Origin of the sequence: Bradyrhizobium icense, assembly GCF_001693385.1 — a bacterium.
Taxonomy (GTDB): Bacteria; Pseudomonadota; Alphaproteobacteria; order Rhizobiales; family Xanthobacteraceae; genus Bradyrhizobium; species Bradyrhizobium icense.
In genome coordinates this window covers 2,182,099-2,202,382 of record NZ_CP016428.1, presented here as the reverse complement: position 1 = coordinate 2,202,382, position 20,284 = coordinate 2,182,099, and the positions used below count along the sequence as shown (strand labels likewise).

Here is a 20,284-nt window from a genome sequence, read left to right as displayed (position 1 = left end):
GGCGCGAGAGGAAAGACTCGTGTATCAACCTCCAGGCGTGAGGATGCCCTGCGTCTTCAACAGCGGCAGGCGCCACGGTGCGCTGCGTCCGGTCCACGGGCGCCTTGTTCTTCTTGATCGATCTTATCGCGGTCCCATTAGATGCGTCCCAAGGCGGTCAGAATGACCTGAGGCGTCAGGGGGATCTCAGTGATGATTTTCCCAAACGGTCTCAGCGCGTCGTTAACCGCATTGGTCACAGCGGCTGCCGCGCCAGCCGTGCCGGCTTCCCCGGCCCCCTTGGCTCCAAGCTCCGATTCCAGCGTTGGCGAGACTACATGTCCGACATCGATATCCGGCATCTCACCGGACATCGGGACCAGATAATCGGCCATATTGGCGTTGGTGAGCTGGCCACGTTCGTCGTACACGCATTTCTCGAACAGCGCGGCGCCAAGCCCCTGCACCACGCCGCCCCTGATCTGCTCATCGACCAGTTGCGGGTTGATAATCGTGCCGCAATCCTCGACGACCCAGTGCTTCAGCAGCTTCACAAAGCCGGTCTCGATATCGACCTCCAGCCACGAGGCCTGAACACCATTGGTGAAGGCGAAAGGATATTCGCGCGGGACAAAGTGTCTGGTCGCCATCAGTTCGGGCTGAATGCCCGGCGGCATCGTGTCGGGGCGGAAATAGACAATTCGCGCGAGCTCGTTCAGCGCGATTCGCGGCGCGCCGTCGGCGACGTTCACTACCGCGTTGTTGACGATGTCGAGCTCGCCCGGCGTCGACTGGAGGATAGCGGCAGCGACGTCGAGTATGTTCTTGCGTAGGACCTTGGTGGCCTGCAGTGCAGCCTCTCCGCCAATGCCGGCACCCCGCGAGGCCCAGGTGCCCCCGCCATACGGCGTATTGTCCGTGTCGCCCAGGATCACGCGGACGCGATCCATGGAGACGCCAAGCACGCTTCCAACAATCTGTGCGGTAAGCGATTCCGACCCCTGCCCCTGCTCGGTGATGCTTGTATGGCAGATCACGGACCCCTGCGCGTCGAGCCGCACCGCCACACCGTCCTGCGAGGATATCTTCGCACCACCTACACCATAAAACGCCGCGCTGGGATTGGTGACCTCAATGAAGCTGGCGATGCCGATGCCACGATGAATATTCCTTGGCCGCAAGGCCGCCTGTTCCGCGCGCAGCGCGTCGTAGTCCATCATCCCGATGAGCTTGGCAAGCGCTGCATGGTGCGACAATTGCTCGAAGCGCAGACCTGACGGCGAGGCACAAGGATATGCGTCATCGGCAATCAGATTGCGGCGGCGGATCTCGACTGGGTCCATCCCGATCTTCATCGCCGCCAGATCGACCAGGCCTTCCGTCACCGAGCAGGCAATCGGATGGCCAACGGCCCGGTACTGGCACATCACGTTCTTGTTCTGGAACACGACGCGGGCTCGGGCACGGTAATTCCTGGTCACATAAGGCCCGCCGACGAGATTGACGACCTGATTGGCCTCGATCGCGCTGGTGCGCGGGTACATCGAATAAGGCCCAATGCCGGTGAGATCATCGATTTCAAATGCCATGATGGTGCCATCGCGCTTGACGCCGATCTTTCCTTTGCAGCGATGGTCACGGGCATGAATGTCGGTATTGAAGCTCTCGACCCGGTCGGCGACGAATTTGACTGGACGCCGCAGGAGTTTGGACAGTGCGTAGGTCGCCATCTCGTCGGCATAGATGTGGACCTTGATGCCGAAAGAGCCGCCGACGTCCTTGCAGATCACGCGGACCTGCGATTCCTTCAAACCGAGATGAAGCGCCGCGATATTTTGCACCATATGCGGCGCCTGCGTGCCTTGATAGATCGTGAGTCTCGCTTCCGCGACGTTCCAGTCTGCTACCACTGCACGGGGCTCCAGCGTCACGCCGGTGTGCCGTCCAAAGATAAACTCTGCTTCGATCACCTCGTCGGATTCGGCAAAGGCCTGATCGACGTCACCCGCGTCGTGATTGCGTTCGAAGGCCAGATTGTCGCCGAGGGAGGCGTGGATCACCGGCGTTGCCGGATTGAGCGCGGCACGCATATCCGTTACGGCGTGCTGTTCTTCATATTCAACCAAGACTTGCTCTGCGGCGTCCTCGGCCTGAGCGCGATCGCTCGCCACCACGGCCGCAACCGCCTCACCCTGCCAGCACACGCGGTCAACCGCGATAGCACTTTGCGGGGCGGATTTGAGGCCCTTCAAATGCGAGAGCACGCCAATCCACGGCGTGATGACTGTCGAGAGTTCCTTGCCTGAAACGACGGCAATCACTCCCGGCATCCGTTTGGCCGCCGAAGCATCGATGCCATTGATCTTCGCATGCGCGTGCGGCGAGCGCAGAAAAACGACATGCGCCATGCGCGGCAGCTCGATGTCGCTGACATAGAGCCCGCGCCCCTGCATCAGCCGGTCGAGGTTCGGCCGCGGCACTGTCTTGCCGATATAAGAGTTCGGACGGTCCAGCGCAGAAAGCGTTTCAGATTTTTCCTGCACTGATGTCATGACAAGCGTCCGGCGCGTGCCCGCGCTGTGGTCTCGATCGCGTCAACGATGGCCTGGTAGCCAGTACAGCGGCAATAGTTGCCGGAAAGGTGCTCTCGGATCTGTTCTCGATCCGGAAACGGCGATTGCTTCAGCAGATCCTGCGCCGCCATCAACATTCCCGGAGTACAGAAGCCGCATTGCAGCGCATTACGTTCCTTGAATGCAGACTGCAAATCGGCAATCTCGCCGCTGTCGGACAGTCCCTCGATCGTCTCGACCGTTGCGTTGTGCGTCTGAACCGCGAGCATCAGGCAGGAGCGGACGATGTCGCCATTGACGCGGATCGTGCATGCGCCGCAAACTCCATGCTCGCAACCGACGTGTGTGCCGGTCAGCTTGAGATGCTCTCGCAGGAAGTCCGCCAGATTTAACCGCGGTTGCACATCCGCTTCTACACGCTCTCCATTGACAATGAGCGAAATTGACATCGCAGTCGTCACGCAGGCACTCCTGCGCGGAGATCAGGGCGTGAGAGCAAGTAGGACACGCAACGTACAAGCAAGGCCTTTGCCAAACGTCGACGCATGGCGGGCGTTGCTTGCTGATCTTCCAGCGGGCTGAGCTCTTCATCCAACGCCGAACACGCTTCGGACAACATCGCCGACGTTATAGCGACATCAATCAGTTTGCCGGCAGAGTTGGCCAGCAGCGGACGATCGCCGACGGCGAAGAAGCCAAGGCGAAGATCGGTGAAGCGCCCATCCTTGACGGAGGCCTGCGCTGCGAGGCCGACGATGGCGTAATCGCCATGCCGACGGACGAACTCATGAAAGTAATGCGTCGAGCTTGTTGGGGTCACAGGTAACTCGACGGCGACCAGCAGCTCCTGCGGCCTAAGCGCGGTTTCGTAGATCCCGGCAAAAAACTCGCTTGCCGAAATCCGACGCTCGCCACTCGGCCCGCGAGCAATGATCGTAGCGCCAAGCGTCAGCATGCAGGCCGGCAGTTCGGAAGCTGGATCTGCGTGTGCAAGGCTTCCCCCGATGGTGCCGCGGTTGCGGATCGCGGGATGGGCAACATGCGCGACCGCGTCTGTGAGCAAAGGAGCTTGGGCTGCTATTTCGGGAAACTTCAAGAGATCGGCGTGACGTGTCAGCGCGCCGATGGTGAGGACCTCTCCCTTCACCGCTACCCCGCGCAACTCGGCCAGCTCGCCAATATCGACAATGAGTTCCGGTGCGACCAGGCGCAGATTCATGGCCGGCAGCAAGCTCTGGCCGCCCGACAATACCTTGGCCCGTTCGCCATGGGCAGCCAGCAAATCCAGCGCATTTGCGACGCTGGTTACGCGGGCGTAAGCGAAAGCCGAGGCTTTCATTCTTGGCGTGACCTCCCCGGCCAACTATTCGTATTTTCGCGGGATTAGACGGCCGAGGCCGCCAAAGGTCAAGTTTGTTCGGATGATTATTTCGACTTTGAGCTTGTTTTCGAGCGACGAACGACGCACGTTCTGTGCCAAACAAAAAAGGTTGCCTTGGGGAAGAGCGGACCATGAAGCTTGGGTTCTTTACGATGCCGATCCATCCCGTCGACAAGGATTGGCAGCTTTCACTCAAGGAAGACCGTGAAGCTTTCCTGCTGGCCGATGAGCTCGGGTTCAGCGAGGGCTATGTCGGCGAGCACACCACGGACAGAGCCGAGAACATCACGTCCTGCATCGCATTTATTGCATGGCTCGCCGCGGCAACCAGCAAGATCAAGCTTGGCACCGGCACCGTAAATATGCCGAACGCTCATCCGGCGGCGATTGCAGCCTCGATCGCGATGCTCGATCACATGCTCGACGGGCGACTGATCTTCGGCATCAGTCCGGGCGGACTGCTGTCGGACGCGGAAGTGTTCGGCAATCTCGAGGCGGACAGGAATGCCATGTTCCTGGAGGCGATCAATCAGGTGCTTCAGATCTGGGCCAGCGAGCCACCCTATAATCTGCAAGGCCAATTCTGGAACATATCGGTGCAGAAGACTCTGATCGAAGACATCGGCCAGGGCTTCATTCCGCGCCCACTGCAGCGGCCGCACCCACCGATCGTGGTCACTGCGGTGGCGCCCTTCTCAAAAGGCGTGACGGAAGCCGCCGCGCGCGGCTGGGATCCGATCTCGGCAAACTTCCTGATGCCGGCCTGGGTGAAAAGCCATTGGCCGAAATATGTCGAGGGCTGTGAACGCGCCGGCCGCCCCGCAGATTCGGCGAACTGGCGCGTAGCCAAGAGCGTGTTCGTCGCGAAGGACGCAGCCACCGCAAAGGCCTATGCTACCGATCCAAGCGGGCCCTATGTCTATTACTATCGCTCGTTGCTCACCAAGTTGAAGCGCGGCGGTCGCATCGAACTGTTCAAGACGCGTCGCGATCAGCCCGACGATGAGGTGACGCTGGAGTCGATCTGCGACAAGCTGATCATTCATGGCACGCCGGAGAGCGTGGCGGATCAACTGCTGGCTTTTCAGGAAGAGACCGGGCCATTCGGCACGTTGCTGTATGCCGGCAAGGACTGGAAAGACCGCGAACTGGGACGACGGTCTATGATCTTGATGGCCGAACAGGTCATGCCCAGGATCAATGCCAGTGCATCCGGCAGTTCCAAGGCCGCCGAATAATCCGCGGGGGGGGTTGTCGTGGCACTGAGCGATCGCATTCCCTATCAAGCACAAGTCGACCGGCCGAAGCTCACGCTTCCCGGCGGCAAGAAACTCGCGGTATGGGTCATCCTCAATGTCGAGGAGTGGCGGATCGAGAACGCAATGCCTCGCACCGTGCTGAGCCCGCCAATGGGCCAGCCGCTATTGCCCGACGTGCCAAACTGGTCCTGGCATGAATACGGGATGCGCGCCGGCTTCTGGCGACAATTCAAGGCGCTGACCGACCGCAATATACCGGTGACACTGGCGCTCAATGCCAATGTTTGCAACGCCTACCCGCGTGTCGCCTCCGCGGCGCTCGACGCCGGCTTCGAATTCATGGGCCACGGTTTCGTGCAGGGGCCGATGCATAAGATCGAGAACCAGGCGGATGCCATCAAACGCTCGGTCGAGACAATTTCGAAGTTTGCAGGGAAACCGCCGCGGTCGTGGGAAAGCCCCGGCCTTACCGAGACCGAGGAAACCCTCGATCTGCTGCGCCTCAGCGGCATCGAGTACGTCGCGGACTGGGTAATCGACGACCTGCCACAGGACATCGCTACGCCTCACGGCACCATCACGACGATTCCCTATTCGGTCGAAACCAACGACATCGTCATTCACGCGCTGCAGCATCTTTCTTCCGAACAATTCCTGAAACGCTGCACCGACCAGTTCGATCGGCTTTTCCTCGAGGGCGCATCGAACGCGCGGATCATGGCGATTTCGATTCACCCCTATATTACAGGCGTGCCACACCGCATTAAGTATCTGGAGGCGTTGCTCGACTATGTCCTCGGTCACGACGGCGTGGCCCTGATGACAGCCAGCGAGATTGGTGACTGGTATCGCGCACAGATGGCAAAGATCTAGATTTGCGACCTAGCGCAGGATCGTCGAAGGCCAAGCAGGCTTCGGCAATTGCTCACGAGAATTTGCTGCCATCTCCAGCAATAAACCGGCCGAACGTACCGCGCGCAAACAGTAGAGGTTCCTGCCGATTATAGGCATAGGCCTCAACGGCCCCCAGGAAGATGATGTGATCGCCGCCATAATATCGATTGGCCGCGCGGCACTGGAAATTGGCGACGCAATCGGTCAACACCGGCGCGTTGCCAAGCCCCGGCGTCCAGTTCACGCCGGCGAACTTGTCGTTCGACGATTTTGCAAACTGCGATGCCAGTGCTTGTTGGGAAGCTCCGAGAACATTGACCGTAAAATGGCTGGCGTTCTGGAAGATCGTAAGCCCCGCCGAAAACATCCCGAGACTCCACAACACCAGCGGCGGATTGAGCGATACTGACGCAAAGGAGTTGCAGGTCACGCCATACGGCTTTCCGTCCGCGGCCATTGCCGTGACAATGGTGACGCCGGTGGCGAATGTGCCGAGCGCATTGCGAAAATCGCGCGGATCGATCGCCGAGTTGTCGCTGGCAAGTTCATTGGCCGGATCGGCCGGATGTTTGGTTGCATCAGACATCCGCCAGACCTCAGAGCGTCAGATTTTCGGACGGCAGGCCAAGCGCCACGCGTCCATAATTGGTTCCTGCCGCATCAAAATTGAATGCGAGGTGCGAATTCACGGCGTGAGCGTCGCGGAATTGCCGCTGCAGTGCGCCTGACGTGAACAGGCTGCGTGCGCCACTTGCCGCGAACAACAGCGAGACCGCTTCGGTGCAGAGGTTCACTGCGAAGGCGCCATCCCGCCGCAACCTCGTCTTGACCGCAAGGTCTGGAATATGGCCCCGCCTCGCCTCGGCCATCGCATCGATGCAGTTCGTACGCATCACGAGGCGGGCCGCGTCGATCTTGGCGGAGGCCTCCGCGATTTTGATTTGGGTCGTCTGCAGATCGCTGAGTTTGGCCCGATTGTAAGTCGAGGCGCGATGCCGCGCGAACTCGATGTAGTCATTGAGACAGGCTTGCGCATTGCCCAAACCGACGCCCGACAATACGTAAGGAAACAGCGAGAATACCGGTAGCGCATAGAGCGCGTTTGGATTGACGGCGCTTCCGGGCGTCGGTCCGCCGGTCAGATCACTGACTGCGATGGTCATGTTCTTCGCAATGAAGCGATCCTCGACCCATACATCGTTCGACCCAGTACCGCACAGCCCCGTCGCATTCCAGGTGTCGTTGATCCTGTATTCGCTCCGATTGAGCAGGAATATCCGGTATTCGATACCCTCGGCCTCATCGTCCGAGGACACCACGCCTGCAAGCATGTTCCAGTCGCAGGACTCGACACCCGAGGAGAACGGCCAATGACCGCGCAAGACGTATCCCCCCTCCGCCTTTCTCGCGCGCCCGGCTGGAAAGATGAAGGACGAGGCGATCAACGCATCGGCACTCCTGCCCCAGACCGCATCCTGCGCGTGCTTGTCAAACATGGCCAGCATCCAGTGGTGGCTGGCAAGATTGGCGAAGTTCCATGCTACGGAAGCATCCGCCTGCGCCAACGCGTCGGAGCAATCGACCAGAGCAACGTAGTCAAGTTCGGCACCTCCGACGCGCTTGGGCTGCACGACCCGGAACAAGCCGGCGTCATGCAAGTCACGTTCGGTCTCCGGCGGCAGACGGCGGAGCTGCTCCGTCTTTGCAGCACGATCGCGCAATTTTGGAATCAGAGCGTTGGCACGCGCAACCATGGCGGCATAGCCGTCCGAACCCGGCCCCGCGGGTGAACCTGCATCCGGCTTGCCGCCGTTTCCAGCCATGTATTTCCTCGCCTGCTCCGCGCTTAAGCGCCTAGATCGTGGTTAGTCTACTGGCTGATCGCTAATGATCAAGGCACCGATCGTGGCCCGAAGCTAACTTCGCTATTCATCTTCGGTTTCGTGAACGGGATGATACTCTGGTATCGTCCATATGGTGCAAGCTCCGATAGCAAGCAGGCCCGCGGCAGCTCGTTGAACAGAGCGGCGAGTACCGGTGCCGTCGTGCCTCGTGCTGCACGTGGGTGATCACCGCACAGCCCGTTGACAAGCTCGCAGGACGGAGGCCCGACGAACTCAAGAACATCCGCGACGACAAAGCTACGGGCGAAGGCAAGCGCGACGCGCTGATCCGCTTGGTCCGCCGGCTTGCGGAAACAAGCGGCACCAGCGACGACGATTTCGCGGCGATCAGGACCATCGGCAATCGCGACGCGCAGCTGGTCGACGTCAGCCTCGCCTTTGCGACGACGGTCTTCACCGACGTCTTCAACCGCATCAACGATACCGAGATCGATCTTCCTGCAGTGGCGTAAGCTTCCGCGTCGGTCACCTCTATTCATGAAGGGCACGACGGTGGCCACACTTGCCACCGCCGCGCAAGATCCCCTTATCCGCGCGCTGCACAGGTCCGGCCTGCTCGCAGATGACCTCGCTACCATGTCGTCCGCACCGCGATGATGATCATGTTCTTCTTCTTCGGTTACCAGAAGAGGTTTCGTTATGAGTTCGAATGACTGGTACCGTTCATCAGCAAAGGGGCCGCTGATCTGGTGGCTGTATCCGGTCTTCGGCCACGCCGGCGCTAGTGTTCTGACTCATTCATTTGCATCACGTTTTTGCGATGGCGAGCGCTTTTTTGGCTCGGCGGTGCTTTGCGAGGATGGATTTGGCGCTGGCGGTCCACCTGAAGGGCTTTGGGTTTTGGTTTCGATGCTCGATCCACTCGTTAATCGCGGTCTTGAGTTCAGTGACGTCGTTGAAGGTTCCTCGTCGGATGCGCTGGCGAGTGATTTCGGCGACGAGCCGCTCGACCCAGCCTAGCGCGACGACCAAAATGCCGCCGCCGAACGCACCCGAGAACCTTTCGATCAGACTTCGCGGGTTCGATACCGAGCGGCGGGCGTGTAAAACCAACGGCTGCTGCCGCATGACCATGAGATACCAAACGACCCGGGCGGACGAAGCCGGCCTTCGCCAGCGCATGCGGGCAATCGCCCAGGAACGTCGTCGTTTCGGCTATCGACGCCTGCATGTGCTGCTCAAGCGGGAGAGCTATCTGGTCAACCACAAGAAGCTCTTCCGGCTGTACTGGGAAGAGAGGCGCGCGGTGCGCCGCCGTGGCGGCCGCAAGCGGGCGATCGGGACCCGGGCGCCGATGACGGTGGCGATGGCGCCGAACGACCGCTGGTCGCTCGACTTCGTGTCGGATCAGCTCACCGATGGCCGCCGCTTCCGTATCCTTACCGTCGTCGATGACTGCACGCGCGGGTGTCTGGCGCTGGTGGCCGACACCTCGCGCTCCGGCGCCCGGGTGGCGGGAACTGGACCGGCTGGTGATCGAGCGCGGCAAGCCGAAGATGGTGGGCAGCGACAACGGCAGTGAGCTGACCAGCAACGCCATCCTGACATGGGCGGATCCCAGCGGGGTCGCATGGCACTACATTGCGCCGGGCAAGCCCAGCAGAATGCCTTCATCGAGAGCTTCAACGGTCGGCTGCGGCACGAATTGCTGAACGAAATGCTGTTCACGTCGCTGGCCCAGGCTCGCGTCGCGCTCGGATGCTGGCGGGCCGATTACAACGATGCACGCCCACACTCGCGGCTCGGATGGAAGACGCTATCCGAGTTCGCCTTCACCTGCCATCCGCGCCGGGATCTGGCGCTGCGCTATGCCGAGGGCTCCGCGCCAGCTCCCGTCGCTACCACTGCCCAACCGGGCAAATCCAACAGCCGGGGCGAACTCAGGTCTGGATAAAACTTGGGGGCAAGGTCACTACCAACCCACACCGACTGCGGCCGCGACCAGGTCTTCGAAAAGGACGGCACCGCGCGACGCCCGGCCAACCCGGTCTGCAGCTGCGGAAGGAAATCCCCGGCCGGTATCCTCGATATGCTGACGGTGCCGGGACTCACTCCGGCTCTACAAGGATCTCGGGATCACCTCGCTGGCCGAGCTCGAGATGGCGGCTAAGGACGATCGCATCCGGAAGGGCTAAAGGACTCGGCGCTTCGTTGCAGACCAAGATCTGCAGAACCTGGCGATTGCCAGAAGGGGAAACCTCGACCGGGCCAAGCAGTTCTCTCCATTGAAGCAGCAGCACGGGCGCTAAATGCGAAGAGCGCAATCATCGACGGGAAGCCGTCGTCTACGGCACCATTGGCGTGCCCGATCTTCAGCAGTCGGCACATTGGCGCAATGACATGAAAATCCGGCGCTGACGAATTTCCTCAAGCTGTTGAACGACCGCTATCCCTTGCCATGCGCAGGCTGACCCTTGCGACGCGCTTTCACAAAAGCGCGATCTGTAGCCATGAACCGCGTCAACATCGGCGCGATCAGCTTTGACGGATCCGAAATCGACTGCCCCGTTTCACGGGCGAGCACATCGGCGTAGGCAGCGAGATCGCGATGGACATTGGCCGGCAGTTCCACGGTAATCTTGACGGGTTTGTCATCGGCGAGCGTCCCAAGTTTCAATCTAGCCATGTTTCTTTCAAATTCTGTAAGGTTCAAGCACGAGATCGCGATTGACGATTACCCGCACCGGAAACCCCGGGCGGATTGTTAGAGTCGGCTGGATGTTGAGATTGCGCCGAACGATCTGTTGACCAGTTTGATTCAGAGAATCCCCTGCCCCACGGCGAAGCGCCTGGATAATGGCGATGTCGCCATTGCCAGCGTCGGATGTAGATCCGAGCTCGGCCCCGACACCAAGTAAGGTCGACAGAAGCGTCGCCTTGAACAGCTCAGTCCAGTGATGATCGACCCCGTCCTGGAGCCCAGCATACCCGCCGGTATCGGCACCCGACGGGCGCTCAAGGACGATCGATCGCCCATTCGGCATGATTAATCGTGTCCAGACCAGGAGAACGCGTGACTGTCCGTGGGAAACGTGGCTATCATAGATTCCTATCAGCCGCGCGCCTTGGGGTACCAGCAGGGTTTGACCGGACAGCGTATCAAATACCGGTTCGGTCACGTGCGCCATGATCGGAGCTGCCTATATCGATGTATCTCCATCGACATTGGAAGCGGTGCGGCGTCACACAGGAATCCGAAGTGCCGTTCTCGAGTCGAAAACGGCGCTCATAGCTTGACACGCGAATGATTCGTAGGAAACGCGGGTCAGAGCGAACGTTGCTCCGTTCCCTCGATACAGCAGTAGTAGCCCGACAACATCAATGTACTTCTCCATGGGAAAGCTGACCATCTCCGGCTCCAGGAAAACCAGACCTTTCAGCGATCGGGAACGGCATCGCCACTACTCCGCGACAGTTGTGCTAGCGCGTATATCTGGTCTGACCGCGTGTGGCGCGAGCTAGTCATGAATGCGCGATTTGCCAGCGATCTGGCATTCCGAACACCCAATACATCAATCTCTGGCCTCCAAAACCACTGCAACCGTCATTTGATTAGCCATTCAGCACTCTTCTGCTGCTGATTTTATCAATGGGAATATCGGGGCTCCCAGCTATTTGTGTTGGCACGACAGCAGGAAATTGGAAACCGCAGATCGTTCCGGCGTTCTGCCCGTCGGGGTCTAGATTTTGCGGGTTCTCCGCGCTGGAACCTTCAAGAAATCAGCAGGCTCGACTTGAAGCACCTTTGCCAGCCTCACCATGACCTCTAGCCCGACGAAGCTGCCTCCTTTTTCCAACTTGCTCATGTAGGTCCGATTTACGCCCGCCTCGTGCGCGAGCACTTCCTGAGAATAGCCCTTCTCTGTCCGAAGACGACGCAGGTTTGTCGCGAAGACATGGCGGTAATCCATGTCGATAGACAATCGCGCTGTCTGCTATTGACCCACCGCTTTAAACAGACAAAATGATTACAACCTAGGGAAATCTTTAGGTCGGGTTGCGGTTCCGATCTGGACGGAGTTGCGGCTATCACATGGAGTGGTCAAGATGCGTGAAAGTCAATCAAACGCAGATGCTTCCGTCGGCTCAGAGGCCACGGCGCGCGCGTTGGCGCCCACGGACGATGACGCCGCCCTGCTTACTCTCGAAGTGCAGTTCGATGGTCTTATTACGGAATTGCTCGCTGCCCAGGAGGCGAACTGCGATTCACTGATCTTTCCAGATGAACGGTCACCCGTTCAAGACAGTTCGCAATGTGGTATTGACGCAGAATCGGATCACGAAACTAGGATGAAAGAGGTTGAAGCCATCCTGGCTCGTCTCTATCCAATCGAACAGGCGATAATTCAGACGCCGGCGTGTACCGTCGCTGGATTGGGCGTGAAAGCGCGTCATGCGGCTTATGTGATGTCCCAGTACTGGGAAGGGTCAATCGAGGGAATGGATTGGCATGCGCGGACGGTACGTCTCCTAATCGAATCAGTGTGCGACGTCGCCCACGCGTCATTGCCCCTTAAGGCAAGACGCGTCTGAAAGGTATCCGGGGCCGAAGAACGCGCGAAGGCGAGTGACTCCGGCGAGCGACTCATGTTCGCGAGAGGGATCGAGGCCGGGTGGCCGAAACGCTACGCGGCTCGGTTCGAGAGCCCGGTGCGGCAGCACGCGCAAAAAAACGTCGACGAAAATTAGTTTCGTGGACGCGGGACTTCCTCCCGGGCCTGCGTCAACGCGTCGAAAATCCTGACCTGAAGCATGGGAAAGCGCCTCTTTAGCTCCTCCGCTCCTGCCCAAGCCCCATCTTTGGTCGCAAATTCGGCTTTCATTCGGCCGTCGACTTCGAGCGCAAAACCAGAAGCAGGTAGTTCACGAGTGGCTGCGACCATTTTGTTCCTTTAGCGCGTTCTCTGATAGTCGACGACTGCTTAACCTGAGTCGGCCGAACCGGGCCAGCGCGTTGGTGACCAGCATCTCTCGCGAAAGCGATCATCCAGCGCAAGCTTCTGCCGATAACGGGCCGATCAAGGATGCGCATTGCCGTCGTCTGAACAGCCGGTGGGGCGACCGCCCATCCGGATGCACGCGCGATATAGCCGAAGTTCGAGATAGCGGCCTGCCCATCCTGCGTTCGGCACGATTGGCGGCAGGCTGCGCGGCGACGTATTGTCCCTTCGAATATTGAGGCCAATCGAGCGGGAGACGTCTGCGCGCCACGTCGCCGACGAAACACTTGGCATCCGGCCATGTTGATCCTGCGAGAGGAGGTCACTGGGCGAAGCGCGAAAGACATCAAGATCGTTCGCGGCCTTGGCACCGCACCGACACGGATTTCGTCGGCGTCTCGGCACCGTTGGGTGCTTGCCGGTGCGTCAATCCCCCAAAAGACGCACGCGCGTCCCGTGAATTTCGAGCATGTCGCGGTCGATGACGCTCGGCTTGGATGGGGATCCGCATCTCTCGGGAGAGATCGCCCGTGCATCAAGAATGGTTGCAAGGGCTTCGCTCGATTTAGGGTGCGCGTGACTTGCGAACCAACGGACTAATTTGACTTGTTATAACATTTGACACATTGTCCTATCTTAACCGGCAAAGACCGGGAAGGAACAGCCAGGGAGGACAGGAAATGCGGTCATTCAGGCCAACCAGAAGGACGTTCCTCAAGACCGGCACGGCAGCCGCCGCCTTGATCGGAATGAGTCCGGCCCTGTTGCGCGAAGCTCGGGCGCAGGATGCGGATCTTGCGCTGTACAGGTCAGCCAAGATCGACTGGCAGCAGGCTTCCGGCGAGACCCTCACGGTCGCGGTGATCCCCGCGAGCTATTTCGAGAACCTCATCACGCTGGCGCCGCAGTTCAAAGCGCTGACTGGCATCGACCTTCGCTTCGAAAAGATTCCGCCGGCACAGATCCGCCAAAAGTGCGTTATCGACCTCACGTCAAAGACCGGCACGTATTCCACGCACGCTGCCGATCCCATGTACTATTCGCTCTATGCCGCGAACAAATGGGTCGAGCCGTTGGACACCTACCTGAAAGACAAATCGCTGACCGATGAAGCCTGGTTCAAGTTCGACGATATCATTCCGGCCTGGCGTAGCGCCGACAGCGTCGACGGCAAGCTCTACGGCGTTCCCTATGACGGCGAGGTCACCATCCAGGTCTATCGCAAGGATCTCTACGATGCCAAAGGCTTGAAGCCGGCCGACACGCTCGAGGCCTATGTGGCCAACGCCGCCGCGCTCAACAATCCGAACGACCGGATCTGGGGATGCGCCCTGCGCGGCGTCGCTGGCGCCGGGCAGAACATGTACATTTATCCCTCGATCTTCCGCGAGTTCGGCGGTGAGTGGATGAAGGGCGGCAAACTCACCGTCAACGGCTCCGAGGCAGAGGCCGCGCTTGCCTGGTACGTCGACGTGATGCGCAAATATGCGCCAGCGGCGGCAGCCAACTGGAACTGGCCGGATATTGCGGACGCGTTCTCGCAAGGGACAGTGGCCAACTACATCGACGCGCATTCCTCGGCATCGGTCGTCAACAATCCGGAAAAATCGAAGGTGATTGGCAAGGTAGGCTATGCCCGCTGGCCCAAGGGCCCGTCCGGCAAGCGCGTCACCTCGATCTGGAACTGGGGCTTCCCGATCAACGCCGCACAATCGGACAAGAGAAAGAAGGCGACCTGGCTGTTCATCCAGTGGGCGACGAGTGCCGAGACGCAGGCGCGCACCGCACATCGCTTTGCAGGTCCGACAAAACGTTCCGGCGTCAACCGCGCCTCGATCTGGAAGGATCCTGAGTACGTCAAGCTGATGAACGGCTTTGGCGCCAACTTCGTCGAAGCCACCATGCAGGCGCTGGAGCACGATACCGACGTCGATTGGCGGCCGCGCGTGCCGCAATGGCCAGCGATCGGCGACACCATGGCGACCGCCATCCAGTCCGCCCTCTCCGGCCAGGCGACCGTGAAGGCGGCACTCGACGACGCGCAGCGCCGCATCGAGCCGATGATGCGCGGCTGATCGATGGGATCGGCGGCAACCGCAACGAAGGTCAACGCGACCGCAATCCCGGCAAGCGATTTCGGCCGCGTTCTGGCGCAGCGTGAGCGCCGGTTTGCCGCTGCGCTGCTGGCGCCGGCATTTCTCGCGCTGCTGGCGACGACCACCTTCCCGCTGCTATTCCTGGTCTGGACTAGCGCCTTCCGCATGGATCTGGCGATGCCGTTCACCAACGGCTACGTCGGCCTGGAAAATTACAAGGTATTGCTCACCGACGAGCGGTTCTGGTCGTCGCTGTTGATCAGCCTCGTCTACACCGGGTCGACCGTCATCCTGCAGGTCGTCATCGGCCTCGCGTTGGCGCTGCTGGTGATGGACATGAAGCGCGGCCAGGGCTGGTTTCGCGTCATCGCGATCCTGCCTGTGGTGCTGTCGCCGGCGGTGGTCGGCATGATCTGGCGCACCTTCATGCTGGCGCCGGAATTCGGCATCATCGATTTCCTCGCCATCAATGCCGGGCTCGGCAGCAAGAATTGGCTCGGCGATCCTTTGCTCGCGATGGTCTCGGTCATCATTATCCATACCTGGCAGTGGACACCGTTCGCCTTCATGGTGTTGTTGGCCTCGCTCGCAGCCCTGCCAGAGGATATCTACGAGGCGGCGCGGCTCGACCGCGCTACCGCCTGGCAGCGCTTCCAGCGCATTACGCTGCCCCTGCTTCGTCCCGCCATCGTCATGGTCATCATCATGCGCACGATGGTGGCACTGACGGCGTTCGCCGCGATCTTCACAGTGACCGGTGGTGGACCCGGCACGGCAACGGAAATCCTCAATCTCTATGCCTATCGCAAATCTTTCACGGAGCTGTCGATCGGCTACGGCTCGGCACTGGCGGTGGCGCTGTTGATCGTCACCATCCTCATTTCGGCAGTTCTGTTCGCGATGCGGAGGGCAAAATGAGCGCCAACCGCATCCGCTTCTTCGCGCTACTGGCGATCTCGCTGGTGTTCCTGCTCGCCTGGGCGTTCCCGGTGGTCTGGAGCATGCTGAATTCGTTGAAGACCGACCGCGATGCGCTGGCCTATCCGCCCAAGCTGATCTTTTCGCCAACGCTGGAAGCCTACCGCGACGTGCTGTTCGGTTCCGGATCGATCCTGCCGAACCTGATCTCCAGCATGGTGATTTCGGTCGGAACCACGATCGTTACCATGCTGATGGCGGTGCCCGCGGCATATGCGCTGGCGCGCCTGCGCTTCCGCGGCAAGAAGTTTGCCGGCTTCTATGTGCTGGCGACGCAGATGCTGCCGCCGGTCGGCATCATCATTCCCTACTTCCTGGTGCTGCGGAACATCGGCTGGATCGACACCTACCAGGGCATCATCCTGATCTATCTGTCGTTCTCGCTGCCCTTCGCGATCTGGCTGCTGGTATCCTATTTCGAGGACATTCCATTCGAGATGGAGGAAGCCGCCTATCTCGACGGCGCGAGCCGGCTGCGCACGCTCTGGCGCATCATTATCCCGCAGGTAAGAGGCGGCATCGCCGTGACCATCGTTTTCGTATTTCTCAATGCGTGGAACGAATTTCTGTTCGCCGTCGTCTTGAGCGGCAACACCGTGCGGCCAGTGACAGTTGCGATGTTCAACTTCGTCTCCGTGGAGCAGACGCTGTGGGCGAAGCTTGCTGCCGTCTCCGTTCTGGCAATGCTCCCCGTCGTCGTACTCGGCGTGGTGGCGCAGAAACATATCGTCAAAGGACTGACGGTCGGCGCCGTCAAGGGTGGAGGACGCCGATGAACGGTCGCGGAAAGGTACGTTTCCAGGATATCGTCAAGATGCACGGCGACTTCGCCGCGCTGAAGAACGTCAATTTCGAAATCGCGCCCGGCGAGTTCTTTGCCCTACTCGGCCCTTCCGGCTCCGGCAAGAGTACTACTCTACGGATTCTCGCTGGACTGGATGCGCCGACGGCCGGCCAGGTCTTCATCGACGGCAAGGACGTCACCTCGGTGGACGCGAGGGACCGCGACATCGCCATGGTATTCCAGAGCTACGCGCTCTATCCACACATGACGGTCGCCGAAAACATCGCCTTCCCACTGGAGATGAGCGATCTGCCGAGAAAGGAGATCGAGCCCGCGGTGCGGGAAGCCGCGCGCAAGGTGAAGATCGACCACTTGCTCGACCGTAAACCTGGTCAAATGTCGGGTGGCCAGCAGCAGCGTTGTGCGCTGGCGCGCGCCATCGTGCGCAAGGCGCGGCTGTTTCTGCTCGACGAGCCGCTCTCCAATCTCGACGCAAAGCTGCGGCTAGAGACGCGCGCCGAACTGAAGAAGCTGCAGCGTTCGCTGGGCGTTACCGCGGTTTACGTCACCCATGACCAGGAAGAAGCGATGACGCTGGCCGACCGCATGGCGGTGTTCATGGCCGGCGAAATCCAGCAGGTTGGCACACCGGCGGAAGTGTTCGCGCGGCCGAACTCGATCGATATCGCCGGCTTCATCGGCAATCCGCCGATGAACCTGATACCGGCCCGTTATATGAACGGCAGCGTTATATTTGCCGGCCATGCGTTGAAGACGAATATGCAGACCCACGGCGAGCGCGACGTTATTGCCGGTATCCGCCCCGGCGCACTGCGCATGGCGCCGGACGGACTAAAGGCAAAAGTGGATCTCGTTGAGGATCTCGGCGACACCGCCGTGCTCGATCTCGACTGCGCCGGCACCGCCATGCGGGTGCGCATCAGCCATGAGGATGTGCCGCGCGAAGGCGATGTGATTTCGGTCGCGGCCCGGCCGCAGGACATTCACTTATTCGACCCTGAGACACGAAAGCGGCTTTGAGATCATGCCCGCCCGCACCCGCAAGAAGCCTATGCCGCTCTCTGCCGCCACGCCGCCTGCCGCGACAGGATCGGTGCCCCTGCACATCCAGATCCGCGAGTCGATCCGCCGTCAGGTTCGGGAAGGCGAATTGATCGATCAGGCCGGCCGACTGATGACGGAAGCCGAGCTCGGCCGGCATTTCGGCGTCAGCCGCGTCACCATCCGCAACGCCATCTCGCCGCTGGTCCATGAGGGCATGTTCGCGCGCACGCGCGGCCGCGGCACGTTCCTGCGCTCCAATCAGCCCGAGAACTGGGTTGGCCGATTGATGGGTTTTTCGGAAACCATCCGAGACGCCGGCTACCAGGCCGGCGCAAAGGTACTGCAGCAGGGTATGACCAACCGGCATGATGCCGATGTGCGCGAGCAGCTGCGCGAACGCGCGGTGTGGCAACTCAAGCGGCTTCGTTTCGCCGACGACACGCCGATCGCAATCGAACACGCCTTCTATCCCCCCGACATCGGCCTGGAGCTCGAGAAGCGCGACCTCACCTCCATCATCATGTACACCGTGTTCGAAGAAGAACTCGGTCATCCCATCAAGGAAGCAAAGCAGACCATCAGCGCGTCGCTTGCCGACTCAAGCAGCGCCAAACTGCTCGGCGTGAAAGCCGGCAGTCCCCTGCTCGCGATCGAACGCCTGACACTTGGTACCGAGGGGCGCTCGCTTGAATTGCTGCGCTCTGTGTACCTGCCGGACTATTTCCGCCTCAGCATCAGCCTGACGCGGCGGCACCCGTGACTATCCCTACCCAGAAGGACCGAAAACCATGGCAAATGGCGGCAAGGCTTCCGATCCCAACATCCTCCTCATCCTCAACGACGACATGGGGTTCTCCGATATCGGCTGTTACGGCGGCGAGATCGAAACGCCGAACCTGGATCGTCTCGCGGCCAACGGGCTGCGCTACTCGCAATTCTATAACACCGCCCGCTGCAGCCCGTCCCGTGCTTCGCTATTGACCGGGCTGCACCCCCATCAAACCGGCATCGGCATTCTCACCTACAGCAACGGACCGGAGGGCTATACCAGCAATCTGAACCGGAGCTGCGTGACGATTGCTGAGGTGCTGAAGCAGAAGAAATACAAGACCTATCTCAGCGGCAAATGGCATATCGCCAGCAATTTGACCGAGCCGACCGACGCATGGCCGCTGCAACGCGGATTTGATCACTTCTATGGCACCATCATCGGCGCCGGCAGTTTCTACAATCCAAATACGCTGACGCGCGGCAACGACAATATCGAGCACGAAGCCGAGAACGATCCGTCGTTCTTCTATACCGACGCGATTAGCGACCAGGCCGCTTCCTATGTCCGCCAGCACAAGGTGGAAAATCCGGACAAGCCGTTCTTCCAGTACGTCGCCTACACGGCGCCACATTGGCCGCTGCACGCCCATGACGAGGATATCGCCAAGTACAAGGGACGCTTCGACGTCGGCTGGGATCGCCTGCGCGAACAGCGGCTGCAGCGGCTGGTCGATGACGGCATCATCCACCCGAACTGGCAACTCACCGATCGCGACCCGACCCAGCCGCCGTGGACCGAAGCGCAGCATCGCGAATGGACGCTGCGCTGCATGGAGGTCTATGCGGCGCAGATCGACCGCATGGACCAGGGCATCGGCCGCATCCTTGCGGCCCTAGAAGAGACCGGACAGATCGACAACACGCTGATCATCTTCCTCTCCGACAACGGCGCCTGCGCCGAGGACATTCCGCAAGGCGTGACCGCGCGCGAGCTGGTCGATCAACTCATGATCGCCAAGGCCCAAACGCGCGAGGGTGAGCCCGTGCAATTCGGCAACGATCCCAACCTGATGCCTGGCGGCGAACACACCTATCAGAGCTACGGCACGGCGTGGGCCAACCTGTCGAATACGCCGTTCCGGCTTTACAAACACTGGATCCATGAAGGCGGCATCGCGACGCCGTTCATCGTGCACTGGCCGAACGGGATCAAGGAACGTGGTGGCCTTCGGCACAATCCGAGCCAGCTCCCGGACGTGATGGCGACCATCCTCGACGTGACCGGCGCAAGCTATCCGAAGGAATACAACGGCAATGCCATCCTGCCTTGCGAAGGCGAGAGCTTGGTGCCGTCGTTCTCCGCGGCCTATGGCGGCCGCGGCCCGTTGTTCTGGGAGCATGAGGGCAACGCCGCCGTTCGCATCGGAAAGTGGAAGCTGGTGCGGAAATATCCTGATGCATGGGAACTCTATGATATGGAGCTCGACCGCACCGAAATGCACGATCTTGCCGCGCAACACCCGGATCGCGTCCGCGACATGACCGAGCAGTACCAGCGCTGGGCCAACCGCTGCGGCGTGATTCCGCGCGAGAAAATCCTAGCGCTAATGGAAGCACAGGGCGAGACCGCGTTCTGGGAAGAGGAAAAGCAGAACTGACG

At 60.3% G+C, this 20,284-nt stretch carries 18 protein-coding genes and 2 pseudogenes; 12 read left to right on the top strand and 8 right to left on the bottom strand.

The features are described from left to right. Positions 1–137 precede the first annotated feature (137 nt). The 3 genes from LMTR13_RS10375 to LMTR13_RS10365 are packed head-to-tail and all read right to left on the bottom strand — an operon-like array spanning position 138 to position 3,891. Positions 138–2,531, bottom strand: coding sequence for a xanthine dehydrogenase family protein molybdopterin-binding subunit (locus LMTR13_RS10375; RefSeq protein WP_065727784.1), 2,394 nt, complete (start codon positions 2,529–2,531; stop codon positions 138–140). Continuing rightward, positions 2,528–3,001, bottom strand: a complete 474-nt coding sequence (locus LMTR13_RS10370; protein ID WP_083218971.1) for a (2Fe-2S)-binding protein — start codon at positions 2,999–3,001, stop codon at positions 2,528–2,530. Before LMTR13_RS10370 ends, LMTR13_RS10375 begins: the two co-directional genes overlap by 4 nt. An 8-nt stretch (positions 3,002–3,009) precedes the next feature. Continuing rightward, positions 3,010–3,891 (bottom strand): FAD binding domain-containing protein, encoded by an 882-nt coding sequence (locus LMTR13_RS10365; RefSeq protein WP_065727782.1) that lies wholly within the window; start codon positions 3,889–3,891, stop codon positions 3,010–3,012. A gap of 173 nt (positions 3,892–4,064) precedes the next feature. Between LMTR13_RS10365 and LMTR13_RS10360 the strand changes: the two genes are divergently transcribed. Both LMTR13_RS10360 and LMTR13_RS10355 read left to right on the top strand, forming a co-directional pair. Beyond that, on the top strand, positions 4,065–5,171 hold the full coding sequence (locus tag LMTR13_RS10360) for an LLM class flavin-dependent oxidoreductase (RefSeq protein WP_065727781.1): 1,107 nt from the start codon (positions 4,065–4,067) through the stop codon (positions 5,169–5,171). An 18-nt stretch (positions 5,172–5,189) separates the two neighbouring features. Further along, positions 5,190–6,065: a polysaccharide deacetylase family protein gene (locus LMTR13_RS10355; RefSeq protein ID WP_065727780.1), complete on the top strand. Its 876-nt coding sequence runs from the start codon at positions 5,190–5,192 to the stop codon at positions 6,063–6,065. A gap of 52 nt (positions 6,066–6,117) precedes the next feature. Here LMTR13_RS10355 and LMTR13_RS10350 read toward each other — a convergent pair whose 3' ends face one another. Continuing rightward, positions 6,118–6,672, bottom strand: a complete 555-nt coding sequence (locus LMTR13_RS10350; RefSeq protein ID WP_065727779.1) for a flavin reductase family protein — start codon at positions 6,670–6,672, stop codon at positions 6,118–6,120. Positions 6,673–6,682: 10 nt separating this feature from the next. Beyond that, positions 6,683–7,909: an acyl-CoA dehydrogenase family protein gene (locus tag LMTR13_RS10345; RefSeq protein ID WP_065727778.1), complete on the bottom strand. Its 1,227-nt coding sequence runs from the start codon at positions 7,907–7,909 to the stop codon at positions 6,683–6,685. Between the two features lie 242 nt (positions 7,910–8,151). Here LMTR13_RS10345 and LMTR13_RS10340 point away from each other — a divergent pair, with 242 nt between their 5' ends. The 3 genes and pseudogenes from LMTR13_RS10340 to LMTR13_RS10330 all read left to right on the top strand — a co-directional run. Further along, complete coding sequence (locus tag LMTR13_RS10340) at positions 8,152–8,442, top strand: carboxymuconolactone decarboxylase family protein (protein WP_065727777.1); 291 nt, start codon at positions 8,152–8,154, stop codon at positions 8,440–8,442. A 187-nt stretch (positions 8,443–8,629) separates the two neighbouring features. After that, the gene (locus LMTR13_RS42335; RefSeq protein ID WP_236843339.1) at positions 8,630–8,950 is read left to right on the top strand and encodes a hypothetical protein; all 321 of its coding nucleotides are present in this window, start codon (positions 8,630–8,632) and stop codon (positions 8,948–8,950) included. A gap of 67 nt (positions 8,951–9,017) precedes the next feature. Next, a pseudogene (locus LMTR13_RS10330) lies at positions 9,018–9,884 on the top strand (IS3 family transposase); the annotation flags it as partial. Between the two features lie 492 nt (positions 9,885–10,376). Here LMTR13_RS10330 and LMTR13_RS10320 read toward each other — a convergent pair. From LMTR13_RS10320 to LMTR13_RS10310, 3 genes and pseudogenes are all read right to left on the bottom strand, one after another. Further along, positions 10,377–10,616 carry a DUF2274 domain-containing protein gene (locus tag LMTR13_RS10320; RefSeq protein WP_065727774.1) on the bottom strand — a complete coding sequence of 80 codons (240 nt, stop codon included), beginning with the start codon at positions 10,614–10,616 and terminating at the stop codon, positions 10,377–10,379. 7 nt (positions 10,617–10,623) lie between these two features. After that, positions 10,624–11,121 (bottom strand): annotated as a pseudogene (locus LMTR13_RS10315) (TraB/TrbI/VirB10 family type IV secretion system protein); the annotation flags it as partial. Positions 11,122–11,670: 549 nt separating this feature from the next. Then, positions 11,671–11,901, bottom strand: a complete 231-nt coding sequence (locus LMTR13_RS10310; protein WP_065727773.1) for a helix-turn-helix domain-containing protein — start codon at positions 11,899–11,901, stop codon at positions 11,671–11,673. A gap of 136 nt (positions 11,902–12,037) precedes the next feature. Here LMTR13_RS10310 and LMTR13_RS10305 point away from each other — a divergent pair, with 136 nt between their 5' ends. The 7 genes from LMTR13_RS10305 to LMTR13_RS10270 all read left to right on the top strand — a co-directional run bounded on the left by LMTR13_RS10305 (position 12,038) and on the right by LMTR13_RS10270 (position 20,282). Next, positions 12,038–12,523, top strand: a complete 486-nt coding sequence (locus LMTR13_RS10305) for a hypothetical protein (protein ID WP_156795544.1) — start codon at positions 12,038–12,040, stop codon at positions 12,521–12,523. A gap of 1,087 nt (positions 12,524–13,610) precedes the next feature. Next, the gene (locus LMTR13_RS10295; RefSeq protein WP_083218968.1) at positions 13,611–15,005 is read left to right on the top strand and encodes an ABC transporter substrate-binding protein; all 1,395 of its coding nucleotides are present in this window, start codon (positions 13,611–13,613) and stop codon (positions 15,003–15,005) included. Between the two features lie 3 nt (positions 15,006–15,008). After that, a complete protein-coding gene (locus LMTR13_RS10290; protein ID WP_083218967.1) occupies positions 15,009–15,944 on the top strand; it encodes a carbohydrate ABC transporter permease in 936 nt (311 codons plus the stop codon). Beyond that, on the top strand, positions 15,941–16,780 hold the full coding sequence (locus tag LMTR13_RS10285) for a carbohydrate ABC transporter permease (RefSeq protein WP_065727770.1): 840 nt from the start codon (positions 15,941–15,943) through the stop codon (positions 16,778–16,780). Before LMTR13_RS10290 ends, LMTR13_RS10285 begins: the two co-directional genes overlap by 4 nt. Beyond that, a complete protein-coding gene (locus LMTR13_RS10280; RefSeq protein WP_065727769.1) occupies positions 16,777–17,829 on the top strand; it encodes an ABC transporter ATP-binding protein in 1,053 nt (350 codons plus the stop codon). The genes LMTR13_RS10285 and LMTR13_RS10280 overlap by 4 nt, the downstream gene beginning before the upstream one ends. 4 nt (positions 17,830–17,833) lie before the next feature. Further along, positions 17,834–18,613, top strand: coding sequence for a GntR family transcriptional regulator (locus LMTR13_RS10275; RefSeq protein ID WP_065727768.1), 780 nt, complete (start codon positions 17,834–17,836; stop codon positions 18,611–18,613). 28 nt (positions 18,614–18,641) lie between these two features. Continuing rightward, positions 18,642–20,282 carry an arylsulfatase gene (locus LMTR13_RS10270; protein WP_065727767.1) on the top strand — a complete coding sequence of 547 codons (1,641 nt, stop codon included), beginning with the start codon at positions 18,642–18,644 and terminating at the stop codon, positions 20,280–20,282. Positions 20,283–20,284: the final 2 nt, after the last annotated feature.